This is a genomic window from Candidatus Cyanaurora vandensis (assembly GCF_013285555.1).
Taxonomy (GTDB): domain Bacteria; phylum Cyanobacteriota; class Cyanobacteriia; order Gloeobacterales; family Anthocerotibacteraceae; genus Cyanaurora; species Cyanaurora vandensis.
In genome coordinates, this window is the sequence record NZ_JAAXLT010000060.1 from 1 (window position 1) to 23,491 (window position 23,491).

General features: G+C 56.0%; 25 protein-coding genes. 8 read left to right on the plus strand and 17 right to left on the minus strand.

The genetic code is table 11. The features are described 5' to 3' along the window. The 4 genes from HFM78_RS03940 to HFM78_RS03955 all read right to left on the minus strand — a co-directional run. On the minus strand, nucleotides 1-875 hold an 875-nt coding region (locus HFM78_RS03940), incomplete at its 3' end, for a serine/threonine-protein kinase (protein WP_287128120.1). 19 nt (nucleotides 876-894) lie between these two features. Further along, the gene (locus tag HFM78_RS03945) at nucleotides 895-1,962 is read right to left on the minus strand and encodes an ArsA-related P-loop ATPase (protein ID WP_287128121.1); all 1,068 of its coding nucleotides are present in this window, start codon (nucleotides 1,960-1,962) and stop codon (nucleotides 895-897) included. Between the two features lie 2 nt (nucleotides 1,963-1,964). After that, nucleotides 1,965-2,255, minus strand: coding sequence for an HU family DNA-binding protein (locus tag HFM78_RS03950; RefSeq protein ID WP_287128122.1), 291 nt, complete (start codon nucleotides 2,253-2,255; stop codon nucleotides 1,965-1,967). A gap of 9 nt (nucleotides 2,256-2,264) precedes the next feature. Next, nucleotides 2,265-2,462, minus strand: coding sequence for a cytochrome b6f subunit family protein (locus HFM78_RS03955; protein WP_287128123.1), 198 nt, complete (start codon nucleotides 2,460-2,462; stop codon nucleotides 2,265-2,267). A gap of 122 nt (nucleotides 2,463-2,584) precedes the next feature. On the opposite strand from HFM78_RS03955, the gene HFM78_RS03960 reads away from it, so the two are divergent. Continuing rightward, nucleotides 2,585-4,744, plus strand: coding sequence for an esterase-like activity of phytase family protein (locus tag HFM78_RS03960; protein WP_287128124.1), 2,160 nt, complete (start codon nucleotides 2,585-2,587; stop codon nucleotides 4,742-4,744). A 106-nt stretch (nucleotides 4,745-4,850) separates the two neighbouring features. Here HFM78_RS03960 and HFM78_RS03965 read toward each other — a convergent pair whose 3' ends face one another. From HFM78_RS03965 to miaA, 3 genes are all read right to left on the minus strand, one after another. Beyond that, the gene (locus HFM78_RS03965) at nucleotides 4,851-5,087 is read right to left on the minus strand and encodes a type II toxin-antitoxin system VapC family toxin (protein WP_287128125.1); all 237 of its coding nucleotides are present in this window, start codon (nucleotides 5,085-5,087) and stop codon (nucleotides 4,851-4,853) included. Nucleotides 5,088-5,120: 33 nt separating this feature from the next. Beyond that, entirely contained in the window at nucleotides 5,121-5,339 is a 219-nt protein-coding gene (locus HFM78_RS03970) for a DUF2281 domain-containing protein (protein ID WP_287128126.1), read from the minus strand. Nucleotides 5,340-5,554: 215 nt separating this feature from the next. After that, the gene (gene miaA / locus HFM78_RS03975) at nucleotides 5,555-6,463 is read right to left on the minus strand and encodes a tRNA (adenosine(37)-N6)-dimethylallyltransferase MiaA (RefSeq protein WP_287128127.1); all 909 of its coding nucleotides are present in this window, start codon (nucleotides 6,461-6,463) and stop codon (nucleotides 5,555-5,557) included. 46 nt (nucleotides 6,464-6,509) lie between these two features. Here miaA and rpmF point away from each other — a divergent pair, with 46 nt between their 5' ends. Next, nucleotides 6,510-6,689, plus strand: coding sequence for a 50S ribosomal protein L32 (gene rpmF / locus HFM78_RS03980; RefSeq protein WP_287128128.1), 180 nt, complete (start codon nucleotides 6,510-6,512; stop codon nucleotides 6,687-6,689). Here rpmF and HFM78_RS03985 read toward each other — a convergent pair. Beyond that, the gene (locus tag HFM78_RS03985; protein ID WP_287128129.1) at nucleotides 6,647-7,915 is read right to left on the minus strand and encodes a folylpolyglutamate synthase/dihydrofolate synthase family protein; all 1,269 of its coding nucleotides are present in this window, start codon (nucleotides 7,913-7,915) and stop codon (nucleotides 6,647-6,649) included. The genes rpmF and HFM78_RS03985 overlap by 43 nt on opposite strands. A 55-nt stretch (nucleotides 7,916-7,970) precedes the next feature. On the opposite strand from HFM78_RS03985, the gene HFM78_RS03990 reads away from it, so the two are divergent. Next, nucleotides 7,971-9,410, plus strand: coding sequence for a TldD/PmbA family protein (locus tag HFM78_RS03990; RefSeq protein ID WP_287128130.1), 1,440 nt, complete (start codon nucleotides 7,971-7,973; stop codon nucleotides 9,408-9,410). A 112-nt stretch (nucleotides 9,411-9,522) separates the two neighbouring features. Here HFM78_RS03990 and HFM78_RS03995 read toward each other — a convergent pair whose 3' ends face one another. After that, on the minus strand, nucleotides 9,523-10,023 hold the full coding sequence (locus HFM78_RS03995; RefSeq protein ID WP_287128131.1) for a gamma carbonic anhydrase family protein: 501 nt from the start codon (nucleotides 10,021-10,023) through the stop codon (nucleotides 9,523-9,525). Between the two features lie 15 nt (nucleotides 10,024-10,038). Next, nucleotides 10,039-11,400, minus strand: coding sequence for a PAS domain-containing sensor histidine kinase (locus tag HFM78_RS04000; RefSeq protein WP_287128132.1), 1,362 nt, complete (start codon nucleotides 11,398-11,400; stop codon nucleotides 10,039-10,041). A gap of 122 nt (nucleotides 11,401-11,522) precedes the next feature. Between HFM78_RS04000 and HFM78_RS04005 the strand changes: the two genes are divergently transcribed. Continuing rightward, nucleotides 11,523-12,644, plus strand: a complete 1,122-nt coding sequence (locus tag HFM78_RS04005; protein WP_287128143.1) for a class I SAM-dependent RNA methyltransferase — start codon at nucleotides 11,523-11,525, stop codon at nucleotides 12,642-12,644. Between the two features lie 129 nt (nucleotides 12,645-12,773). Here the strand turns inward: HFM78_RS04005 and HFM78_RS04010 are convergent, their stop codons facing one another. The 6 genes from HFM78_RS04010 to HFM78_RS04035 all read right to left on the minus strand — a co-directional run bounded on the left by HFM78_RS04010 (nucleotide 12,774) and on the right by HFM78_RS04035 (nucleotide 18,902). Next, nucleotides 12,774-13,940: a hypothetical protein gene (locus HFM78_RS04010; RefSeq protein ID WP_287128133.1), complete on the minus strand. Its 1,167-nt coding sequence runs from the start codon at nucleotides 13,938-13,940 to the stop codon at nucleotides 12,774-12,776. 42 nt (nucleotides 13,941-13,982) lie between these two features. Beyond that, nucleotides 13,983-14,987, minus strand: a complete 1,005-nt coding sequence (locus HFM78_RS04015) for an ATP-binding cassette domain-containing protein (protein WP_287128134.1) — start codon at nucleotides 14,985-14,987, stop codon at nucleotides 13,983-13,985. After that, nucleotides 14,984-15,889, minus strand: a complete 906-nt coding sequence (locus tag HFM78_RS04020) for a heme o synthase (protein ID WP_287128135.1) — start codon at nucleotides 15,887-15,889, stop codon at nucleotides 14,984-14,986. Before HFM78_RS04020 ends, HFM78_RS04015 begins: the two co-directional genes overlap by 4 nt. Then, nucleotides 15,876-16,805 carry a heme A synthase gene (locus tag HFM78_RS04025; RefSeq protein WP_287128136.1) on the minus strand — a complete coding sequence of 310 codons (930 nt, stop codon included), beginning with the start codon at nucleotides 16,803-16,805 and terminating at the stop codon, nucleotides 15,876-15,878. The genes HFM78_RS04020 and HFM78_RS04025 overlap by 14 nt, the downstream gene beginning before the upstream one ends. A gap of 93 nt (nucleotides 16,806-16,898) precedes the next feature. Continuing rightward, nucleotides 16,899-17,333, minus strand: coding sequence for a peptide-methionine (R)-S-oxide reductase MsrB (msrB, locus tag HFM78_RS04030; RefSeq protein WP_287128137.1), 435 nt, complete (start codon nucleotides 17,331-17,333; stop codon nucleotides 16,899-16,901). A gap of 57 nt (nucleotides 17,334-17,390) precedes the next feature. Continuing rightward, nucleotides 17,391-18,902: a bifunctional aminoglycoside phosphotransferase/ATP-binding protein gene (locus HFM78_RS04035; RefSeq protein WP_287128138.1), complete on the minus strand. Its 1,512-nt coding sequence runs from the start codon at nucleotides 18,900-18,902 to the stop codon at nucleotides 17,391-17,393. Between the two features lie 245 nt (nucleotides 18,903-19,147). Between HFM78_RS04035 and serA the strand changes: the two genes are divergently transcribed. Then, on the plus strand, nucleotides 19,148-20,728 hold the full coding sequence (gene serA, locus HFM78_RS04040) for a phosphoglycerate dehydrogenase (RefSeq protein WP_287128139.1): 1,581 nt from the start codon (nucleotides 19,148-19,150) through the stop codon (nucleotides 20,726-20,728). A gap of 2 nt (nucleotides 20,729-20,730) precedes the next feature. Here the strand turns inward: serA and HFM78_RS04045 are convergent, their stop codons facing one another. Then, nucleotides 20,731-21,408, minus strand: coding sequence for an LptA/OstA family protein (locus HFM78_RS04045; protein ID WP_287128140.1), 678 nt, complete (start codon nucleotides 21,406-21,408; stop codon nucleotides 20,731-20,733). A gap of 38 nt (nucleotides 21,409-21,446) precedes the next feature. On the opposite strand from HFM78_RS04045, the gene HFM78_RS04050 reads away from it, so the two are divergent. The 3 genes from HFM78_RS04050 to HFM78_RS04060 all read left to right on the plus strand — a co-directional run. Continuing rightward, nucleotides 21,447-21,782, plus strand: a complete 336-nt coding sequence (locus HFM78_RS04050) for a hypothetical protein (RefSeq protein WP_287128141.1) — start codon at nucleotides 21,447-21,449, stop codon at nucleotides 21,780-21,782. Between the two features lie 2 nt (nucleotides 21,783-21,784). Then, nucleotides 21,785-22,879 carry a branched-chain amino acid ABC transporter permease gene (locus HFM78_RS04055; protein ID WP_287128142.1) on the plus strand — a complete coding sequence of 365 codons (1,095 nt, stop codon included), beginning with the start codon at nucleotides 21,785-21,787 and terminating at the stop codon, nucleotides 22,877-22,879. 308 nt (nucleotides 22,880-23,187) lie between these two features. Next, the coding region (locus tag HFM78_RS04060) for an RNA recognition motif domain-containing protein (RefSeq protein WP_396034875.1) at nucleotides 23,188-23,491 on the plus strand (304 nt) is incomplete at its 3' end.

Sequence of the window (23,491 nt, forward strand, 5' to 3'; positions counted from 1 at the left end):
CCGAGGCTGGCTGCCAATCGGGTGCTGACTAGCTGTAAATCAGCAGGGCGGTCAGCGGGGTCCTTGGCAAGACAAGCCATCACCACCGCGACTAGGGCAGCGGGTAGAGGCGTAGTGAGCAGGCGGGGCGGCGTAAAGTTGTGGGCTTGATACCAAGCGGGGAAGGTGTTGGTGTCTACTGCAAGGGGCCGTTCGCCGCTCAGCAGTTCGTAGAGGACCAAGCCTAGGGAGTAGATATCCGAACGACGGTCCAAGGCTTCGCCGCGCAACTGCTCAGGAGAAGCATACTCTAGGGAACCGATAAAGCTGGTGGTCGCCCCAAGCGTAACTGCGCTGAGGGCCTTGGCAATCCCGAAATCGAGAATTTTAATCGTCTCGCCCAGGGCAGCCTCGGGGACTAATAGTAAATTCCCTGGCTTGATGTCGCGGTGGATCACCCCGGTAACGGTCCTTTCCCCCAGTTGGGTCCGCATCTCGTGGGCGTAGTGGAGTCCTCCGGCAATCTGGAGGGCCAACTGGACGACTCGGGGTGCCGTCAGGGGACCCTCAGCACGGAGGACCTCCCCCAAGTTGCGCCCCGCCAAAAATTCCATCACCAAGTAGGGCTGGTCCTGCTCAATCCCGTAGTCCGTGACCTGAATAATCCGGGGATGTCCGCCTAAAATTGCACTGAGTTGAGCCTCACGCTCGAAACGTTGGCGCAATTCCTGGTTGAGTTCACTACCCAAGAGCGCGGGGGCGAGAACTTTGACGGCGACGGTCTTTTGGGCAAGCCGTAAATCCTGGGCCATGTAGACGCGGCCCATCCCGCCCCCGCCAATGAAGCGCGTCAGGCGGTACCGTCCAGCAATAGTTTGACCCGGCGCAACAGTCATCACACAGCCACCCGAGGAGCTAGCCGAAACTGATTAAGAGTGCCCCATCCATAAACTTCGCGCCCCGGACCCGGCGGCCCCGGAAGGCTTCCGGGAGAACCAAGTTGCGCCGTTGGTCTGCCACCCGCAGGGTCAACTCGGGACCATCTTGGCTCAGTTCGATTTCGCGTTTCTCAAAACCGGGCAAGAAAACCCGTACCGTCAACAACCGACTATCTACCGCAAGCCCGGGCGCACGGGTCGGGAATTGACTGAAATCTGGAACCGTCCAAGTCGTCCAGTCCTGGGGCACCCCCAGTGTTGTCGTCGGCAGGGGATCAAAGCCCGTGGGATCAAGACCCATGCCTAAAACCCCGACTACTTGAAGTTCGTAGAGTTCCGCGCTGCCCCAGAGCCGTTGGGCCTGTCGCACCCGTAACGGGTCATCGTCCGTGACCAGAAATAGCATGACCTGTTTACGGGCAGCCTGTTGAGCACGTTGGAGCAGACTATTGAGTTCGCCGCCCTTTTGACCGACTTGGCTGGTACTGAGCGTACCCGCAAAAATCGCGCGGCTGAGTGGTTCCCAAAAGGGCATCAAGGCCAGGGAGACCGGCGAATTGCGGAAGGCGTCCTGGAAGCGGCGGGTATACCAACTCAACTGGTCCGGGGCCGCCAACAACCGCAATAATGACTGGTTGGAACTCAGACTCAACACCATCAAGTCGTACTGCTGGTCCCAATCGCGCAGGGCCAACAACAGAAATAACTCATCGAGTCCCGGCAGGACACCCAACTCCTGACCATAGACATTATTGAAAAATGGCGTACGTAAATATTCCGCTTCGAGAGCCCGAATCCGGTTCCAGTTACGCTCCAAGAAGTCCGTCGTCCGGGCTTGAGTCACCCAAAGATTCGGCTCGACCTCCACCGGGTCGCCCTTGGCAGAATTTGCAGTTTGTTGGAGCCAGCCCGTACCCAGGTCAGCGGCCTGTTGACCCACCCAAAGGACTTTCATCCCAGCGCGGGCGGCAGTGCGGGCACTGGCGAGGGTCAAGGCTTGTTCTCGTAAACCATCTAGTCCCAAAAAAGCTAAGGTTTTCGACATGGTTACAGTGGTCCTGCCACACGGGCGCAGAGAGAGGAAGCGGGGACAAAAATGGGGACACAACGCGCCGGGAGGTCCAGGGGTTCACGAGTGCGCGGGTGCAAGATACGACGGCCCAAGCGATGGCGACTCGAGAAAGTCCCGAACTCTTGCAGACGGACTTTACCGCCCTGGGTCAGGGTCTGGGCAATCTCGTCTAGGGCGGCTTGGAGGGCGGCGGTAGCTAGCTGTTGTGAGAGTCCATCCACGCGGTTTGCCACGAGACGGGCTAAGTCTTGGCCGTTGAGATCCACGGACTTTCCTCAAATGGCTTCGACTTCATCAGCGAAAAACCAATTACGCAGGCCATCCTGGAATTCCACCACATAGCCAAAACCGTAACCATCGGCAATCCGTTGCCCCCGGACGATCCCGACCTCACCCACTTTTTGCGCCACGCGACCTCCCACCAGTCCGTCTTGAATCCGTCGAATTCGTACTTTTTCCCCTGCTTGGATCATGACCTCTGCCTTCCCATCGAACTCAGTGTATCAGGCAGGGAGGAATAGACGAATCATGCCCGCTGTTAACCTGAGCTTAGGGTTGCGTCTGTACAATCAAACGGACAGTTTAGGACAAGTCAATGAAAAAATGGCTTCTGGTGTTCGCTACTTTATTTCTCGGGTCAGTCCAAGCCGCGCCCAGTACCGTGACTGAGATTAGTTATCTCGGTCAGGCGACTTTTCCCACGGGCACACTCTACAATAATACCCAGGTGGGCGGACTCTCGGGGATTACCTACGACAGCAGCCAAAATCTTTATTACAGCATTGCCGATGACCGGAGCGTGATTAACCCGGCCCGTTACTACACCCTCACCATTGACCTCAGCACGGGCACCCTCAACAACAGCAATGTAGTCTTCACCGGGGTCACGACCCTCCTCAATGGCAGTGGACAACCCTTCGCCGCTAATAGCATTGACCCGGAGGGGATTGCCTTGACCAACGGCACGCTCTTTATCTCGTCGGAAGGGGAAGTCAGCACTAACCAGATTCTCAATCCCTTCGTCAACCGTTTCACCCTGGCGGGACTCCAGACCCAAGTTTTACCCATTCCTACCAAGTTCTTGCCCGGGGGACCCGTTCCCACGACCGTCGGTATCCGCAATAATTTGGCCTTTGAGAGCTTGACCCTGACCCCGGACCAAACTGGACTCTACACGGCGACAGAGAATGCACTCGTTCAAGATGGACCCACTAACACCCCGACCAGCGGCGGGCTATCCCGGATTTTGCGCTTCAACCTGACCACCGGGCAGCCCGAGCGTGAGTTTCTCTATCGCACCGAACCCGTCGCCCAACCGCCCATACCCGCCGGGACCTTCAGCACTAGCGGCTTAGTGGAGTTATTGGCAGTGGATGACGAAGGGACTTTTTTAGCCTTAGAACGGTCCTTCTCCACGGGAGTCGGTAATTCAGTCAAACTCTTTGAAATCTCCCTTACCCCTGCCACCGACATCAGTGGGAACGCCAGTCTCAGCACCACCGAACTCAACAACATCACCCCAGTTCGTAAACGCTTGGTCCTGGATTTAAACACCCTCGGGATTACCTTAGATAACTTGGAGGGCTTGACCTTTGGACCCAATTTAAGCGATGGTCGCCGTTCGTTGATTATCGTCAGTGATAACAATTTCAGCCCGACCCAGTTCACCCAGTTTCTCGCCTTTGGGGTGCGCTTGGCTCAACGCCCCATCCTTCAAGATGTCCTTCCTGGTAAAGGCTATGCGGGGGAGAGCTTGACCTTGACGGGAGCCAATTTCACCGGAGCGAGTCAAGTTACTTTGAACGGTACCCCTATCCCCTTCACCGTCCTCTCGGATACGCAACTCACCGCCACAGTTCCGACGGGGGCCACCTCCGGGCCGCTTACTATTACCACTACTCAAGGCACTGGCACGAGCGCGTTTAACTTTAAAGTAAATACGCTCCAGTGGCAGAGTGTGGGGGCAGCGGCTTTTGGAGGTAACTACAGTGAATTTATCTCGCCGCCGGGTATTTCTATTATCAATAGGTACGGACCTGCCGATATCCTATGGCGTAACCAAGTCACGGGTGAGAATGCAGTCTGGGTCTTAGACCAGGGAACCTACCAGGGTGCAGCGGCTGTCCTCGGCGTTACCGACCTCGACTGGGTAGTGGGTGGAACGGTGGACATCACACCCACTGATCTTCCCAATCTCACCACACAGTACATTTTTTGGCGCAACCGAGCTACCGGCGAGAATGCGGTCTGGCGTATGGCGGGTCCTGTTTTCTTCGGCGCAACGTTCCTACCCAATGTGGTGGACTTGGATTGGGAAATTGTCGGTACGGGGGACTTCAACAGTGACTTTCAACCGGATCTCCTCTGGCGCAACCGGGTCAACGGAGCTAACTCAGTCTGGATTTTGAACAACGGGACCTACCTCAGCACCACGGACCTCTTGGGCGTGAACGATCTCAACTGGGAGATTGGTGGCGCGGGGGACTTCAATAGCGATAGGAAGGCCGATATCCTCTGGCGCAACCGGGCGACTGGGGAGAATGCGGTCTGGTTTATGGACGGGGCTAGTTTTGTGAACAGCACCTTTATCCTCTCGGTCCTCGACTTGAACTGGGAGATCGCGGGAGCCGGGGACTTCAATGGGGACTTCAGAACCGACATCCTCTGGTACAACCGGGTGACTGGGGAGAATGCCATCTGGTTCATGGATGGGATCAATTACGTAGCGGCTAATCTCTTGCCTACCGTCTTCTGAAAGGCCCTTCCGCTGACATGAATACCGTTACTTGGGCTTCCCCTGTAGTACGCGGGCGGGTTTGAAACCCGCCCTACCCCGATCCATGATAGAAAGAATGAACGATTCACCATCTTCGTTCAACGGCATACTTGTCAAATACGATGTCTGCGCTAACAATGGGAAGCCCTTCAGTTAGTGCTTGAGCAATTAGTAGGCGGTCAAACGGGTTACGGTGATAGAAGGGAAGACTTGTAATTAGACTTAGATGCTTTAAGGAAATGGGTAATACTTCAATTTCGTTCTCTAAAATTTGCTGGGGAATAAATTGCTCAAATACATCAGGAATATCAAGTTTACCCAAGCCAACCTTAATGGCAATTTCCCAATAATATTCTCATTTTACATAATCGCGAAAATCATCTAGCGGCGCATCAAAATCAGGAGCGATACTGAGCAAACCTTTGGCACTACCACGCTGACGACGTTTTGATGTCTTTAGGTCAGGAGGAATTTCTTGAACTAAAACATGAAGTTGTCTGCCCTCTAGTTCAGCAAGGAGTGTTTCATCAAGAATGATGTTTCCATGTTTGCAAGTGGCTTTGAGGAAGATCATGTCCTGGTCTCTAGCGTAAATTGGACGTTGACTAGGTGTATCACACTTATACCACTGCCGCCAATTTGGTCACTATCAGGTTGAGTAGTTGAAGGCAGAGGCGATCCCCCTAGTCCCCCTTGTCAAGGGGGACAAAGAGTCTGATTAAGTTGCTCTGGCTCAACAAGCTCTTAAAGTCCCCCTTGACAAGGGGGATTTAGAGGGATCGCTTGTGGCTAAGGAAGCACAAGCAGTTGTTGGACTCGCGCCACAACTTCATCTAAAGATTGGTGGGCCGTGTCGAACCAGTGGGTCATGAGATTGCGGCGAAACCAAGTGCGTTGGCGTTTGGCGTACTGACGGGTTCTGAGGACAGTCTCCTGGATTGCCGCCCTTTCAGAGACCTGACCCGCAAGATAGGCTCCCATCTGTTCGTAACCCAAGGTTTTGAGCAGGGGGTGGGTAGGGCTGTACATTTCTTGGAGTTGCCGGAGTTCGGTGAGCCAGCCCTGGGCCAGCATGGCCTCGGTACGGGTCTGGAGACGCTGGGTATAACCATCTGGGTCCAGATAATCGAGACCCACAGTCAGCACGGGATAGGGGGGCGGCTCCACCCGACGCGGGGGCGAGTAGCCCAAGGTTAAATAGATTTCTAGTGCCCGCAGGAGTCGCACCCGGTCCTGGGGATGAATTTGAGTCGCCCGCTGTGGATCGAGTCCCTGGAGTTTGTTGTGGAGTTCTGGGGCCGAGAGCGGTTCTAGACCTGCCCGTAATGCAGGAGCCGGGGGCACGGGTGGGATAACTAGCCCTGCCGTCACCGCTTGGATATAAAGCCCCGTCCCCCCAGCCAAGATGGGGGTACGCCCCTGTCCATGGAGCTTTGCTACCAGGTCACGAGCAGCAGTTTGGTACTGGGCAACCGTGTAGGTCTGGTCCAGTGTACACAGGTCGATTAAGTGGTGAATCACGCCCGCCCGCTCCGCCAGAGTAGGCTTAGCCGTGCCGATATCCATTCCCCGGTACACCTGCCGTGAATCCGCCGACAGGATTTCGGTATCCAGCCGTTGTGCCAAAGCGATAGCGAGCGCGGTCTTACCCGTAGCCGTGGGACCGACGATGACTAAGAGTGGCAGTGAATTAGACACGCTCTTTATGATATCGTGGGAAAGTTTGCTAATTGAGTTCAAGACCATGGCCCAACCGAAAAAGAAGACTTCTAATACCAAGCGCAACCAGCGACGGGCACACTGGCAGCGCAAAGCTGTCGTCACCGCCGAAAAAGCCCTCGCCCTGGGTAAATCCATCCTGACGGAGCGCGGTAGTTTCTATTACCCCGTCAAGGAAGAAGCCGAAGCCCCCGCCGAAGAATAAAGCTGTTCCGGCGTATAGCCCAGGCTTGCCAAGAAATCGCCAATCAGATAGAGCGACCCACAGAGGACGACGGGATGCTGAACTTTGGCTAGGGCGGTGGGAATATCCGGGCAAGCTGCACTCAGAGCTAAGTCGGGGACAAGGACGCGGGCTTGCTCTACCAGAATCCCTGGGTCAAAGCCCGACGCATCCAGCACAGGGACAGCAAAGAACTCATCCCCAGACCGTAATAGGTGCCCCAGGACACTCGTGCTGTCCTTAGTTTTGAGCATCCCTACGATCCAACTCACGGGACCGCCCCGAGCCGTGACGAATTCACGGAGGGCAGCGGCTCCCTCGGCATTGTGGGCACCGTCCAAAAAAATTGTTTTTCCGTAGGCAGTAATTTGTTGGTACCGTCCGGGCCAATGGGCACGCTCCAGACCCCGTTGTTGTGCAATCAGTGGAATCCGCCAACCCTGGGCGACGAGTTCTTGGACAAGGCCGAGGGCGACCGCGCTGTTTTGGGCTTGGATTGCGCCGGGGAGACTGGGGGTATAGGTGACACCGTAGGCTGTGTAGGTCGTGCCGTGTCGGGTTGCTGGGGGAACTACAGTGAGAGGAGCGTTTTTTTCACGGGCGATGGTTTGAATTACACCCAGAGCAGTGGCAGGCAGGGTGGCGGAAATTACGGGGACACCGGGCTTGAAGATACCCGCTTTTTCTCGGGCAATTTGTTCTAGGGTGTCGCCTAGGAGATTGCAGTGGTCCAAGCCGATGCTGGTAATGGCAGTGACGAGGGGCTGGACTATGTTTGTCGCATCCAGACGGCCCCCCAGACCCACTTCCAAGACCATGCCATCCAAGTCCAGTTCAGCGAAATAGAGGAAAGCAGCGGTAGTCAGGTATTCAAACTGGGATGCGTCCGCTTGAGTTGCGTGGGGCGCGATATCCGTTAACACCCGGTCTAGGTCATGGGCGGGAATGGGTCGTCCATTGACGGTAATGCGTTCGCGCCAATCCACAAGATGCGGCGAAGTATAACGACCAATGCGGTAGCCCGCCTCTTGCCAGATTTGACTGACAAAAGCACAGGTAGACCCCTTGCCATTAGTTCCCGCCACATGGACACAGGGCACCCGCATTTGGGGCTGACCCAGACGGGCCATCAATCCCTGCATCCGTTCCAAACCCAGGCGAATCCCGGAGTTTTGTAAGTTGTCCAACAGTTGCGCGTAGTGGGGCATGGTCTGAACCGGCTGGGAGCTTGGGTGATAATCGAATTACCACTACCAGCCTGACATGGACCCCAACCAACTCCAAGACCTCGTGCGCCGTTACCAGTCCCAGGTAGATTTTTTGCTGATTCGTTGGGAAGAAGCCCAAGGGACCGATATCGTCCTCTCCCGTGAACTTCAGGAGACCTGTAGCGAAATTTCGGCTCAGGGCGGGCAGGTGCGGGCCTGTTATCGCGGTGGTTGGGGGTTTGCCTCCTGTAATCGCGTGGACCAACTAACCCAGTGTGTCGAACAGGCCATCCGGGGTGCCCGCTTAGTCGGTCAGGAGACGACTATTCTCGCTCCCGTCACTCCGCAAATCGCCCATTACGGACTGGATCGCGGTTGCACGGACCCCCGCCAAATTCCCCTAGAAGAGAAATTAGCCCTCTGCCAAACCTATAACCACCTCCTGCTCAAGCATCACCCCCGCATTACTAGCACCAGCGTGCGCTACGGGGATAGCTGGCAGCAGGTCACCCTCGTCACCTCCGAAGGCAGCGTCCTCAGTCAGGCGTGGGTAGACCTGGAGATGCGCTTTGCGGCTCTGGCTACATCAGGAAATCAAGTCCAGACCGGGCGCGAGACGCTGGGTTCAAGACGGGGGTTTGCAGACCTGTTGGGTTATGAAGCCCAAGTGCAGGCGGCGGCAGGAAGGGCGGTGCAGGCATTGGACTTACCTGGGGTCCAAGGCGGGGTCTACACCGTGGTAATTGACCCGATTTTAAGTGGCCTGTTTGTCCACGAAGCCTTTGGGCATCTGTCGGAAGCCGATACGGTTTACGAGAACCCGGACCTGTTAGAGACGATGAGCCTAGGCCGTCGTTTCGGTCCTAAAGGACTGCACATTCTAGATGGCGCGGCCCCTCCCGGACACCGGGGTAGTTATCATTTTGACGATGAAGGCACCCCCGCCCGTCTCACCCCCTTGATTCGAGACGGCGAGTTAGTTGGACGTTTACATTCACGAGAGACCGCCGGACATTTAGAAGAAGCACCCACGGGGAACGCCCGTTGTCTGGACTACCATTACCCCTCCTTAGTCCGCATGACCAACACCTGGATCGCCCCGAGCCACACGGACCCCCTCACGCCCCCGGTCAATACGTCCTTACCCGTCCAACCCGAGAACATCCGCGCCTACTACGCGAGCAGTGGTGCTTTAGCGGGGATTGAGCGGGGTTTACTCTGTGTCAATTGGCTAGGGGGGATGACCAATGGCGAGATGTTTACCTTTGCCGCTGGTCAGAGTTGGCTGATTGAGCAAGGCGAGCTTACCCAAGCGGTGCGGGATGTGAATCTGTCGGGAAACGTCTTTGAGACCCTAGCGGACATTGAGTGGATCGGGTCAGATTTCTTTTGGGATGAATCCGGGGGTTGTGGTAAAGGCGGGCAGAGTGGGCTGGCGGTGGGCTGCGGCGGGCCGAGTCTGCGAATCCGTGACCTCCTCGTGGGCGGACAGTGAGCTAAGGGGGTCGGCCTAAAAAAACAGTACATAGGTATTTTTGAAACTAGCTTCTGGCGACTAAAGCGAGTCGGCGTCAAACCGAGCATAATCGCTGGGTCAGACCACCCGTTTACGTTGTCAATAAACGAGCGTGGGCGAGGGCGAGTTGGTGGTATTGCTCGGCATGGTGAATGAGCTCAGCGGCTTGGGCCATGGTGACACTGCGGATTACCCGCGCTGGTACCCCCATCAAGAGACTGTGGGCAGATGCGGATTTTGTGACCACCGCCACCGCCGCCACGATGCAACCCTCCCCCAGCGTCACTCCACTCAAAAGAATGGCCCCAATCCCAATCAGCGAGCCCGTACCCACGATGGCGGAGTGAATGACTGCCCGATGGCCCACCGTAACATGGTCGCCCAATTGGGTAATGAGTCCGGGATCACCGTGGAGGATGGCCCCGTCCTGAATATTTACTAACCGACCGAGAGCAATGCGCTCCACATCCGCCCGGACCACGGCACCGTACCAAATGCTGACTCCCGCCTGGACTGTGACCCGACCAAGAACCGTGGCGTTAGGAGCAATAAAGGTAGCTTTAGTCAAGTCCGGCGGGTCCCCAAAAAACATAATGGCTGCTCAATTTCACCCAGGGTAGCTGAAATCGTGTATTTCCGTCCTCGGCAAGACTAGTTTGCGTTCTTCAGTTGTAAGGTGCTGCCACTCCGCCAGGGTTGTCAGTGGCAAGGTCACAGTAAAAGCCGTACCCTGGTCTAGCCCCAAACTGAAAGCTTGGACCCTGCCGCCGTGGGACTCCACTAGATTACGGACAATGGCGAGTCCCAATCCCAGCCCCTCCTGCTGATGAGTTGTATTACTCTCAGCCTGCCGGAACCGCTCGAAGACGTAGGGCAAGAAAGTCGGCTCAATCCCAATACCCGTGTCAACAATCGTAATTTGAACCTGGGTAGCATGGTAACACAGTTGGACCGTGACCGTGCCCCCGGAGGGTGTGAACTTGATGGCGTTACTCAGGAGGTTCCAGAAGATCTGCTGGAGACGGTTGGCATCCCCCCAGACTCGATGGGTGGTCGGGGTCCATTGCCAATCCAGGTGGATAGATTTAGCCAGGGCAGTGGGTCGTACCGTACCTAGGGCCAATTCCAGCGGCACCCCTACATCTACAGGGACGGGCTCTAACCGTAGTTTTCCAGCAATGATGCGCGAGACATCGAGGATATCTTCGATGAGTTGGTTTTGTAATTTGGCATTGCGCTCAATCGTATCGAGGGCCCGTTGGGTAGCCGGGGGGTCGAGTTTGCCGCGCTGGAGGATCTGGGTCCAGCCCAGCATGGCATTGAGGGGGGTGCGTAACTCATGGGAGACTATAGCTAAAAAATCATCTTTGAGACGATTCGCGGTCTCGGCTGCTTGGCGGGCCTCCTCTGCCTGAGTGCGTAACCGTTGTTCTTCCAAGAGTAGGTGGGCACGTTCAGCCTCGACCCGTTTGCGGTCGCTCACATCCCGCGAATTGACGACGACACCCCGGATATTGGATTCCTGCAATAGATTGTTACTGATTGCCTCAATATCTATCCAAGATCCGTCTTGATGCCGAAACCGAAACTCGATCGGCACGGCGACCCCCGGTTGCTGAATCGTCTGACTGACCTTAGCGCGCACCGTTGGGATGTCTTGAGGATGGAGGTAGAGAAACCCATTTTTGCCAATCAGTTCCTCGGGCGCGTAACCGAGAATCCGTTGACTCGAAGGACTCACGTAACGGATATTACCGTTACTTTCGAGGATAGTAATAATGTCAGAGGAATATTGGACGAGATTGCGAAAACGTTCCTCACTCTCCTGGAGAGCCTTGGCCCGGGTCGAGTTGCGATTCCCGACTAGATAAAAAGCAGTCAGGATAACTAAGACCGAGGGGACTACAAACCAGCCCTTGGTCATCAGGCTCACTAGGTCCGTCATCGTATACCTCACTAGGTCCGTCATCGTATACCCCCGCTGCTGCTATCACAATAGCCCAAGACCCCGCTTACAGAAATTGCAGGCCAATTCACGCCGTCAATCCCAGCTATGGTGAGAGAACCCAAGCAGACCCCGGCGACTAATTGATGAAACCTTATTTCGCTACCGTGGCACGGGGCCTAGAGCCTGTCTTGGCCCAGGAGTTGACCGCCCTCGGGGCCACTGACGTTAAGCCGGACTTTGCCGGGGTCCACTTCAGCGGGGACCAAGCCCTGCTCTACCGAGTGAACCTGTGGTCCCGGTTGGCCTTCCGGGTGTTGGTGCCTCTGCGTGAATTTATCTGTCCTGACCGCGAGACGCTCTATCGAGAAGTTCAACAAATTCCCTGGGCTGACCACCTCTCCCCCGGTCATACCCTGGCGGTGGATTGTACCGGCGGGGCCAATACTAGCCTCAACCACACCCATTTCAGCGCACTCCAGGTCAAAAACGCGATTGTGGACCAGCAACGCACCCAATCCGGGCAACGCTCCAGTGTGGACGCCCAAAAACCGGATCTCCGGGTCAATCTCCACTTACATCAAGACCGGGCTGTATTGAGCCTGGATAGTTCCGGGGAGAGTCTGCACCGCCGGGGTTATCGTACTGCCGTCGGGATTGCGCCGCTCAAGGAGACCCTGGCGGCGGCTCTATTGGATCTCGCGGGCTGGCAACCCGGACAGGTTTTTTTGGACCCGTTGTGTGGCGCGGGGACTCTCCCCTTAGAGGCGGGGTTGAAGGCGTTGCGGATGGCCCCTGGTCTACGTGCCCATGGGTTCTGTAATTGGCCCGACTTTGACCCCCAGTTGTGGCAGCGTTTACAGACAGCGGCCCAAGACCAAGAACTGGCTGACCTTCCGGCCCCCATTCTGGGGAGTGACCATGATCCCTTGGCCTTGATCACGGCCCGCGCCAATGCCCAACGCGCCGGACTCGCTCCCCATATCCCCTTCACCTTGACGGCTCTGGATGAATTAGAAGCCCCCGCACCCACCGGAGTCCTCCTCTGTAATCCCCCCTATGGCGAACGGTTGGGGGATGCTCAAGTCCTAGGTGAGCTTTACCGCACCTTGGGCGATATCTTTAAACAACGTTTTAAGGGCTGGACCGCCTTTATCTTGACCGGGAATCGAGAACTGGCTAAACAGGTCGGCCTCAGGACCGCCCAACGCCTCCCGGTCTACAACGGTTCCTTGCCCTGTACCTTGCTCAAGTACGAGTTGTACTGAAAGTCCCTCCGCCCCGCGTGGTGGGGGACCAAGGCGAAAACGGCAGAAGTAAAGTTCTTATGCTTGCTCCCCTACCCTGCTCGTGGGGGAGGAGCTGGGGGTAGGGGGCGACTGTAACCCTTGCAATTCCTACCAGGGAGGCAGTCCCCGCTGTTGATGTAGGGTTTTTTGTAGCCCCATGATCCAGCCGCGCATCGTCCGCAGTTGACGCAGGCTCTCTCGGAAACTGGGTAAGTCTAGGTCTTCGAGTTCAAAAAGTACATGAGCTATCCGGTCGTGAATTGTGAGCAGTTCGTCTTCGAGGTTCGTCAGGGTGAAGTATTGCTGATAAATCCCCTCCTGTTCGGGATAGAAGGCAGCAGCGAGTTGAAGGGTGAGGTGGGCGGCGAGTTTGGGGCGGTCTAGGCTGTCCTCAGCAGCGGATTCCAATAAATAATCGTAAATATCACCGGTCTGATAGAGACGACGGGCGATTAGGTTGACCCAGAGGCGATCGGTATGTAGGGCGGTCGGGTTCGTGATGATTAAGAGGGGCAAACCGGGTTTAGGAGGCTGTCCGGGTTCCTGGGTCAAGATAAAAGGAACCTCACCCACGTCGGCAATGAGAATAGTTTGAGCTAGGGCAAGGTCGGGGCTATCCGGGTGATGCTGAAGACCCGTCAGCGTGAGCCGGGGGTCCTGGTCGCCCACTGTGGCGGGGTAACCCAGGAGATTGAGCGTCAGCCGCAAACCAGGATCAGCAACCCGGTGGGGAGCGCGGTGAAAGCATTGCACCGTGGGCCAAGTAGCCTGAGCTTGTTCCTCTAGCCAGACCCGCAACCCGTGATAGTCCTCATAACGACACAAAGACCAACCCAACACAGGTAAGAGCCGTTGTCGGCCCACGTAATCACTCAGCCAAGGAGCCTCATTGGGAATGATTTCGGATTCAGGTGGTTGAGCAATTTGGTCGGGCCAATCCCGGACGACCCGCGCTGAGGTTTCAATGAGAGCAGTGACGAGGATTGCCAGGAGGTCAGCGGCAATCAGGTCTAGGACTGGGCCAGCAACTAAATCACGACCCGCAATTTCTGTACTCGGGGTGATGGACCAACAGACCCCGTGGGCAAAAAAATATTCCGCCACTCGGGGCTGGGCATGGTTTTGACTAGCGCGGGCAAGGGCTTGGGTAAAACTCGCACTATTTAGCGGTTGGTCTTGCCAATAAACTACATGGGACGGCTGGCGGTAGGTCCAAGTCACTAACCCATGGACGGTCGGGCAGACCAGATGGGAGGGGGTAGCCGGTTCAGCCATGGTGGGGATCATTGGAAACCGCCCCATAGTACCCGCCGCCGCCTACTTTTTTTTCCGAGTTTGAGCGGTGATTTCAACCTGGGCCATTTGTGCGTCCTGGAGCGATTGCCCAGTAGTAATGAGGAAGACATCATCCAGACTAGGACGGGATTGACCAATGCTGAAAACCGGGAGGCCCTGAGCTTTGAGGTAGCTCTCCAGGCGGGCTAAGGCTTGCTCGGGGGAGGTGACAACCAGATTCAAAGCATTACCCTGGGTCCGGTTGAGGACGACTTCTCGGACAAAATCCACACCCTGAAGTAATGCAATCCCTCGCGTCGCAAGTTCAAGAGGGGTAAATTCCTGGAGCCGGACCGTAATCCGGTCGCCGCCCACCCGGGTCTTGAGTTGGTCCGGGGTGCCCTCAGCCAAGACCCGGCCCTGGTCAATAATCGCCACGCGATCCGCCAAGACATCTATTTCCTCTAAATAATGACTGGTCAGGAGAACCGCAATCCCCTGGGACCGCAACCCCTTCAAAAAAGCCCAGACCTTGAGCCGGGTATTGATATCCAGCCCCACCGTCGGTTCATCCAGCAGTAAGACCTGGGGATTATGTAAAAGTCCACAGGCAATATCCAGCCGCTTTTTAATGCCCCCAGAATAGGAGCCAATTAAGTCGGTGGCATACTCATTTAGCTCCAGTAGTTCCAGCATCCGTTGAATCCGCAAGCGGCCCTCAGCGCGGGACAGGTGATAGAGGTCAGCGTGGAGTTCCAGCAGTTCACGGCCCGTGAGGACCTTATCTTGCGCGACTTCTTGGGCCACATAGCCGAGACAAGCCCGCACTTCACGGGGATACTGGCGCACAGAGATACCCGCCACCCAAAGCTCGCCCCCGTCGGGCCGCTCCAAAGTTGCCAGACAGCGCATCGTCGTCGTCTTACCCGCACCATTAGGTCCCAGCAAACCGTAGATCTGACCGGGCTCGACCTTGAGCGAGAGGTCCACAACAGCAGGTTTGGTACCGTAGTTTTTTTGAAGATGGTCAATGGCAATGGCAGTCACAACAGAAACCGGATGCTATCTACCCCAATAGTGACAAACAACAACATCAAATAAAAGATCGAGAATCGAAACAAAGACCGCGCTTCCTCTAGGTCATCGGGCCGACCCATCAAGCGCACCATCCGCTGAATAAACACCAACCCCAAACCCAAGGCCCCGACCAGATAAACCCAACCCGTCACGCCCAAGGGGAAAAGTAACAGTGTCACAACCACCGTTGCCACCGTATAAAAAAACATCTGTTGGGTCGTTGCCCGGTTCCCCGCGACAACGGGCAGCATCGGGACCCCGGCTTTACGATAATCCTCGCCAATAAACATCGCCAAAGCCCAGAAGTGGGGCGGGGTCCAGAGGAAAATAATCATAAATAGAGCCAAGGCCGACCAATCCAGACGCCCCGTCACCGCCGCCCAACCCACCAAGGGCGGAATGGCCCCCGCCGCCCCGCCAATCACAATATTCTGCGGGGTGGTGCGCTTGAGCCAGAACGAATAGACCAGCACATAGAACAAAATCCCCAACTGCGCTAAAAACGCGCTGAGCAAATTGGCAAAAGTTGCCAGGGTTACAAAGGAAGCCCCCGCCAAGAACACCCCGAAGACAATCGCCGGTCCCGGTTGCAGACGACCCGCCGGGAGCGGACGGTTGCGGGTGCGCTCCATCAGTTGGTCAATATCCCGGTCAATCACACAGTTAAAAGTATTGGCACTACAGGCGGCCAAAGCCCCGCCCAAGATCGTCGTCAAGAGCAACACCGGGTCCACATGACCCCGCCCCGCCAACCACATCGCCCCCGCCGTCGTGATGAGCAAGAGCGAAATGATCCGGGGCTTAGTCAGTTGCACATAGTCAGCAACCCGGTTTTGCCAAGATGAATCGAGCTTAAGATCAGCCTGTTGCACGGACTCCATCCTTGTATGAAAATTTCACGACCTCAACCCGGAAGCTCAAGACCGTCATTACCACGAGACTGGCAAATAAACTAACCCCCACGACCAAATGCGCCACGGTCAAAAGCGGGACCTGCAACTGCAAAAGGTAAGTGGCAATCCCCAACCCCACCTGCACACAGACCAGCCCCAAGGCCGTCAACGCCCCGACCACCACGGAGGAACCCCAGTCCACACTGTGCCAAGTCGTCGCCACCACCAAACCAACCAGTAACAACGTGGGGATCACGCCCCAGAGATGGTTGTGCATCACCTGACAGAGGGCGGTATCCGCCAGACATTGATGGAGTGCCCATTGAGACGCCACTAACCCGCCCAAGATCAGTTGTAAATAGGTCATCAGCGCGGCAACTAAAGCCACCCAGGGGAGTACACCCACACTCCGGGCCAACTGAGGACGCGGACCCATCGCTACGCCAATCGTCAACAGAACTGCAAAAAATAAACTCGCCGTCCCCAGATGCGCCGTCACAATATCGAAGCGCAGCAACTCCGTCACGGTCAAAGCCCCCAATCCGCCTTGGAGAAGGACGAGGACCAAGGCCAGACTCACCGCCCAGGGTACCCAACGATCCAGACTTCTCCGTCCCCACCAACTCAACCCAGCCAGTCCCAAGGTCATCGCCCCGACCACCGTGGCAATCACGCGATGGAACCATTCCCAAAAAATTGTGCTATCCATCTGGTCCGGCAAAAAGCTGCCAAAACAAAGCGGCCAATCCGGGCAAGCCAGCCCCGCATCCATCACCCGCGTCATCCCGCCCACCGCCATCAAAAAAATCGTCGTCCCCGCAATCAAGAAACAACCCTGGCGGACGATCATCCCTACCGAGGGGGTAGTCGAAGCGGATTCAAAGGTACGCGTCATCGCTTTATTTAGCCCAGTCCTCCCACGTTAATTGGGATCTTCCTAGTCGCGGCATACCTTTAGGGGGTTTTTAGGAAGAATGCTGGTTTTACCTCAACTCAATAGGCTCTGGACCGCCCGCCCCAACCAACTCACTAAATTCTGGCGACTGAACTTGAGGGCGAGAGAATTGATGCAGTAGCGTTTCCCGGTCGGGCGGGGACCATCATCAAAAATGTGGCCCAGATGGGCTTCACAGACCGCACACTGCACTTCAGTCCGTCGCATCAAGAAACTAAAATCCGACTTGAGCGCGACATTTTCTGATTTAAATGGTGCCCAAAAACTAGGCCAGCCCGTACCCGACTCAAACTTAGTTTTCGAGGTGAAAAGGGCCGTGTCACAACACACACAACCATAAATCCCCTCTTGATGATGGTTGTGGTAAGCCCCAGAGAAGGGCCGCTCGGTCCCGGCCTTGCGCGTAACCTGAAATTGTTCAGGGGTGAGGAGTTTCTTCCATTCAGCTTCGGTCTTACGGACTTTCATGATTGCTCTTCGCCACTACAGGAGGATACGTTTTTTAAGGAGGCTTGGGTTCCCCGCTCATGGCAACAGGTCCCAGACAATCGGAGCTTGGGTATTCAAGAAAAGCACCCGGTCAGCTTCAGCCTCACTAAAATCCTCCTGGGCCTGTTGTTGCGCCGCAATGAGAGAGGCATCGGCATCGGCAATATCCCCCGTGCGAGCCTCAAGCCGAGTCCGCAACACCTCCTCCCTGCAGCGACAGGCCAAAATTCGTACTGTAACCCCTAATTCCTCAGCAAGAGCGAGGATAGGCCCCCGTTGTACTTGACGGTCATACTTGGCATCCAGGATCACGGAGAACCCATTTTTTAACAGGCGTTCAGCCAAGTCCGCCATTTGTTGATAGGTCTTCTGGCTGAACTCAGCAGTGTAGAACTCAGTAGACAGTTTCTCCGTGAGGGGATGGCCCGCCAAATGTTTACGCACCGCATCAGAGCGCAGGTGAATTGCCTGGGTCCGGAGGGCCAATTCCCGCGCCACCGTAGATTTACCACTCCCCGATAACCCTTGCATCACATAGAGCTTAGGCGTTTGGGGCTGGGTAAACTGCCACGCGAGACGATAGTAGTTCGCCGCCTGAGTTTGGGCTTGGGCCTTTTGCTCAGCCCCGATACCGGGATCATCCAATAAAAAAGATGTGACTTTTGCCCGTACATAGGCCCGGTAGCTCAAGTACAGGGGCAACAAAGGCAGCCCCGCCCAATCCCCGGTCCATTCCAGACAAGTATTCAAAAAACGATTGGCAAGGTCCGGACGCTCCCGCGCTACCAAGTCCATCACTAGAAAACCAATGTCACTGAGGACATCAATAAACCGGAAAGGTTCATTAAACTCGATGCAATCAAAGACCACCGGCTGGTCCAACAAACAGATATTCCCCAAATGCAAATCGCCGTGGCACTCCCGGAAACGGTCGCCCGCCACCCGCGCCTGGAGTAGATCCGCCTGTTCCTGAAAAATCTGGTCAGTGAAAGCCTTAGTCTGGGTGAACTGTTCGCGAGTCTGAGCGACCCCGATATAACGCTCAGTCTGTTGGTAATTATCATCAATCGGCTGACGGGCCACCGCCGGGTCCCCGAAACTACGGATGTGGTCATTAACAGCAGCCTCCCGATAAAACCGCGCCATCTGCTGACCCAACTGTTCCATGTGGGCGAGCGTCACCTCCCCACGGACAAAGAGGTTACTAAAAAGACAATCTTGGCTAAACTCGCGCATCCTGAGTGCATATTCCACCACCGTCCCCGTACCATCTAGCTGATAGGCTCCGTCCGTCTCGGTAATCGGCAGAACCATTTCATAAAGGTCTGGAGCCAGCCGTTGGTTCAGCCGTAACTCCTCCGCACAAAAGAACTGACGTTTCGCCAGCGTCGAAAAATCCAAGAAGCCAAAATTAACCGGCTTCTTCACCTTGTATGCCCGAGTCCCCGTCAAAAACACATAGGAAATATGGGTCTGTACGAGACGCACCGTCGTGACAGGGTGGGGATAAAAACTAGGTTCAAGCATCCGGTCAATCAGGTTCGTCATAGGTAGGCATCCACGGTATTTCTCAGCATAAGCGCAAGAGGCCCCTCTGCCCCATACCCTGACCGGGCACAGGCGTGGTGGGGGACCAAGGCAGAAGAGCGAAGATACACGCGCAAAACCCCCACATATCCCAGCAAACTAGTCCAAAGCACAGCAACCCACCCGCAAGCACCTATTTGTCGAAAACCGGATAGCTCCTAGACGAAATGGTAAAATGCGTAACGAAATCACCCTGGGGAAAAGACATGGCGAGAGTATTGGTGAGTGACCCGGTTGACCCCGTAGGCGTTGAGATCCTGCAACAGGTCGCCCACGTAGACGTATTGACCAACCTAGCCCCGGACAAATTGCTAGCCAGCATCGGCGAATACGACGCCCTGATGGTACGTTCAGAAACCAAAGTCACCAGTGCGGTGATTGAAGCCGGCGACCGATTGAAAATTATTGGGCGAGCCGGAGTCGGCGTAGATAATATTGATGTCCCCGCTGCCACCCGCCGGGGCATCATCGTCGTCAACTCACCCGGCGGCAATACCATCGCCGCCGCCGAACACACCCTCGCCCTGATGATGGCCCTAGCCCGCCACATCCCCCAGGCCGACCAATCCGTCCGCGCCAATGAATGGACCCGCGCCAAGTTCCTGGGTGTCGAACTCTATCAAAAAACCTTGGGCATTCTGGGCCTGGGCAAAATTGGTTCTCACGTCGCCAAAGTCGCCCGTGCCCTCGGCATGAACGTCCTGGCCTACGATCCCTACATCTCGCCCGAGCGGGCCAGCCAGTGGAACGCCCAACTCGTAGACCTAGAGACCCTGATCCGCAACGCCGACTTCATCACCCTCCACTTACCCAAAACCCCCGAGACCACCCATCTCATCAACCAGGAAACCCTGGCGAAGATGAAGCCCTCCTGCCGCATTGTCAACTGCTCACGGGGCGGCATCGTAGACGAAAATGCCCTCTATCAAGCTCTCAAAAGTAAACAGATCGCCGGGGCTGCCCTGGATGTCTTTGCCCAAGAGCCTTTGAAAGAGAGCCTTTTACGGGACCTAGGCATGGAAGTGATCCTGACCCCGCACCTGGGAGCCTCCACCGAAGAAGCCCAAGCCAATGTCGCCATTGATGTTGCCGAACAAATCCGCGATGTCCTCCTGGGTCTCCCTGCCAAGTCCGCCGTCAACATCCCTGGTCTCAACCCCGACATCCTGCAACAACTCAAACCCTACCTGCTCCTGGCAGAAACCCTGGGTTCGCTGGTCGGTCAACTGGCTGGGGGCCGGGTAGACACCCTAGAGATCCGTTTGCAAGGCGTCCTGGCTGAAAAAGACGCCAAACCCCTCCTGGTCGCCGCGCTCAAGGGCCTACTCACCCCCGCGCTCCGTGAACGGGTCAACTACGTCAACGCCCTGATTGAAGCCCGCGAACGGGGCATCCATGTCATCGAGACCCGTGATAGTTCCGGGCAGGATTACACCGGGTCGTTGTACCTCGAAGCACGAACGAGTGGTATTCCCCGCTCGATCTCCGGTACCCTCTTGGGCGAAGGCGAAGCCCGGATTACCTGTGTAGACGGTCTCCCCATCAACGTCGCCCCCAGTCAGTTCATGCTCTTGACCAACCATCAAGATATGCCGGGGATCATTGGTCGGGTCGGCTCCCTGCTGGGGAGCCAGAATGTCAACATCGGCGGGATGCAGGTGGGCCGTCAAGTCGTCCGGGGCGAAGCGGTCATGGTCGTTTCCCTCGATGACCCGTTGCCCGAAGGCATCCTCAAGGAGATTAAGTCCATGCCTGGTATCCGCGATGCCTACGTACTAGCCCTCTAACACTAACGGGGCGGGCTCTTAGTTTCGGGCGGCAGGGTGTAGGTAGCACGGACCTGACCGCCCGTGGTGGGCGCGGCGATAAAGCGGCTCTCATCAATGGCGTAGGTCACGGACTCAGCCTGGATCGTGTTGCCCCCCTGCTGTAAGACCGAGACATTCCCCTGCATCACCACCGTGCGTTCTTTGTTATTGAAGGTTGCTTTTTGGGCGGTGGCGATAATTTGACGGGCCGGATACTCAAAACGGATATTCCCGGTGGCAGTCACGACCCCCGCCGTCGCCTCTTGGACATCAGAGGAGAAGGTGGCATTGGTCTTGCTGCCCTCGCTGATGTTGTAGCTCCCCGTCACCTGTTGGCCCGTGGGAGGTTCGGCCTTGAGCCGATTTTCCCGTAAATAATAGGTAATTTTTTCAGCACTAAGTTGGTCACGGTCGCGCTGGTCTACCACCACATTGCCGATGAGTAAGACTGTTCCTTGTCGTCCGTTATAAATCGCCTGTTTAGCACGGGCAGTCAATTGACGGGAGGGATATTCAAGCAGGACATTTCCCCGGGCCACTACCACGCCGGTGCCGGAGTTGGCTTCTTGCACATCGGAGCGGATAGTTAAGTTGTTACTTTGCGCCTGGACGGGCAGGACCAGCCAGAGGGCGAAGAAAAGAAGAAGGCGCGTGATCATGTTTCGACTTTAGCAGAAAAGGGCCGGGGAGCCGGGGGATGTATGTTATCTTCAACTCCATGTCCAGTCCGCTTTTCAACACCCTGCCCGCCATTGACCCCTTGACGTTCCCGGACGCGGTTTTCCAGGGCGACACCGTGGTTGTGGACCTCAAAGGACGCAACCTGAGCGCGGCCAACCAAGTACGGACTCGCCCTGCCAAAGGCATTACCTGTACCCTGGGCAACCCCTCAGGCCAAAAAGTAGTCCACACCGCTGATACCCTGACCATCACCGTTGAGATTGACCCCAAAACGCCGCCTGGGGAAAAATATCTCTGGGTCCAAGCTCCGACGGGCGACAGCAACCAACTCCTTTTCATTGTGATGATGTAACCATGGACCAATTTCTGCAACAACTCCTCAATGGCCTCACCCTCGGCAGCATGTACGCCCTGATTGCCCTGGGTTACACCATGGTCTACGGCATCCTCGAACTGATTAACTTTGCCCACGGCGAGGTGGTCATGATTGGGGCCTACGTCGCCCTCGGCGTCTTGGTCCTGACCGTGCCCCTAGGTCTGCCCTGGTATCTGGCTCTGCTGCTGGCCTTGGTGGTCGCGGTGCTGGTGTGTTGTCTGGTCGGGGTGGGTATCGAGCGGCTGGCCTACCGCCCCCTTTTGAGTAAAACCGAACCGCTGACGCTTTTGGAGACGGGCCTCCTCGCCCTGACCGGAACCGGGATTTACTGGCTTGCTCAGGCTCTACGCGGGAGCTTGGTGGGGGTGCAGTGGGCCTTGGGTCCAGTGGTGGGAATTGGGGGTGCGGGGGTGGTGTGGTTGTTGTACCGTTGGCTCGCTCGTAAATCCAAGTCGCGCCGTCTACCCCGTCTATCCCTGCTGATCACGGCCTTGGGGATGTCTATTTTTTTGCAAAACGCCGTGCGACTGATTGCCGGGAGCCGGGACCAAGTAATGCCCGAGGTCTTGCCAGATCTAGTCTGGGACTTTGGCGGGGTCCAAGTCCGATTAATTCAAGTCGTCATCATCGGGGTAAGCGTAGTCCTGATGGCGGGCCTGACCTTCCTCATCCAACGCACCAAGCTCGGCAAGGCGATGCGGGCAACGGCTCAGGACATGGAGGCCGCCCAACTGATGGGTATCAATACAGTGAAAATCATTATTATTACTTTTATCCTGGGGTCAATCCTGGGGGCTGTGGCGGGGCTACTCTTTGGTTTATTCTTTAAATCCATTAACTTTTTCATTGGTTTTCAAGCGGGACTCAAGGCTTTTACCGCAGCGGTTCTGGGGGGGATCGGCAATATTCCGGGAGCCATGCTGGGCGGGTTGTTGTTAGGTATCCTCGAATCCTTGGCGGCGGGCTACTTCGCTAGTGAGTGGAAGGATGTATTCGCCTTTGTGACGCTAGTGGTAGTGTTATTGTTTCGACCCGCCGGCTTGTTAGGTGAGAATGTACCCGAAAAGGTGTAAATGAGTACACATTCCTGATAACTTGTGATATTCTAAACCGGGCGGCTGGGCAGGGCTACATTGTCAATCTTCTCCCCAAATCTGAGCATAAATGGGTATGAAACGTTACCCTTGGATTGTGGCGGACGTGGTTGACACGTCTCTGAGGGTGTGGCCCGGATGTAAGGTGGGTATCCATAGCCCTTGGGCAGATGATCCACTGGTCTTGGCAAGAATAGGGTGGTGTGTCCTGGGTCAATGTTCATTACAGCTGCTTTGGCAAGCTAATGGAAATTAGTCATGTTGAACCGTCGCGTTAGGAGTTTTTGATGTCCATTCGTTTGTACGTTGGCAATCTACCGGAGGCAGTAGTCCGCCAGGAATTAGAAGACATTTTTTTGCCTTCCGATGACATTGTTTCGCTCAAGCTCATCACCGACCGTAAAACCGGGAAGTGCCGGGGTTTTGGCTTTTTAACCGTCACCACCGATGAAGCTGCCGATCAGTTCATCGAAAAATTTAACGGTCATCCCTTTAAGGAGGGGTCTTTGCGTATCGAACTCGCCCAGCCCAAGACAGTCAAGCCTGAGTCGCTCACGCCAGAGGTAGCCTCGGCGACCCCGGCTCCCACCC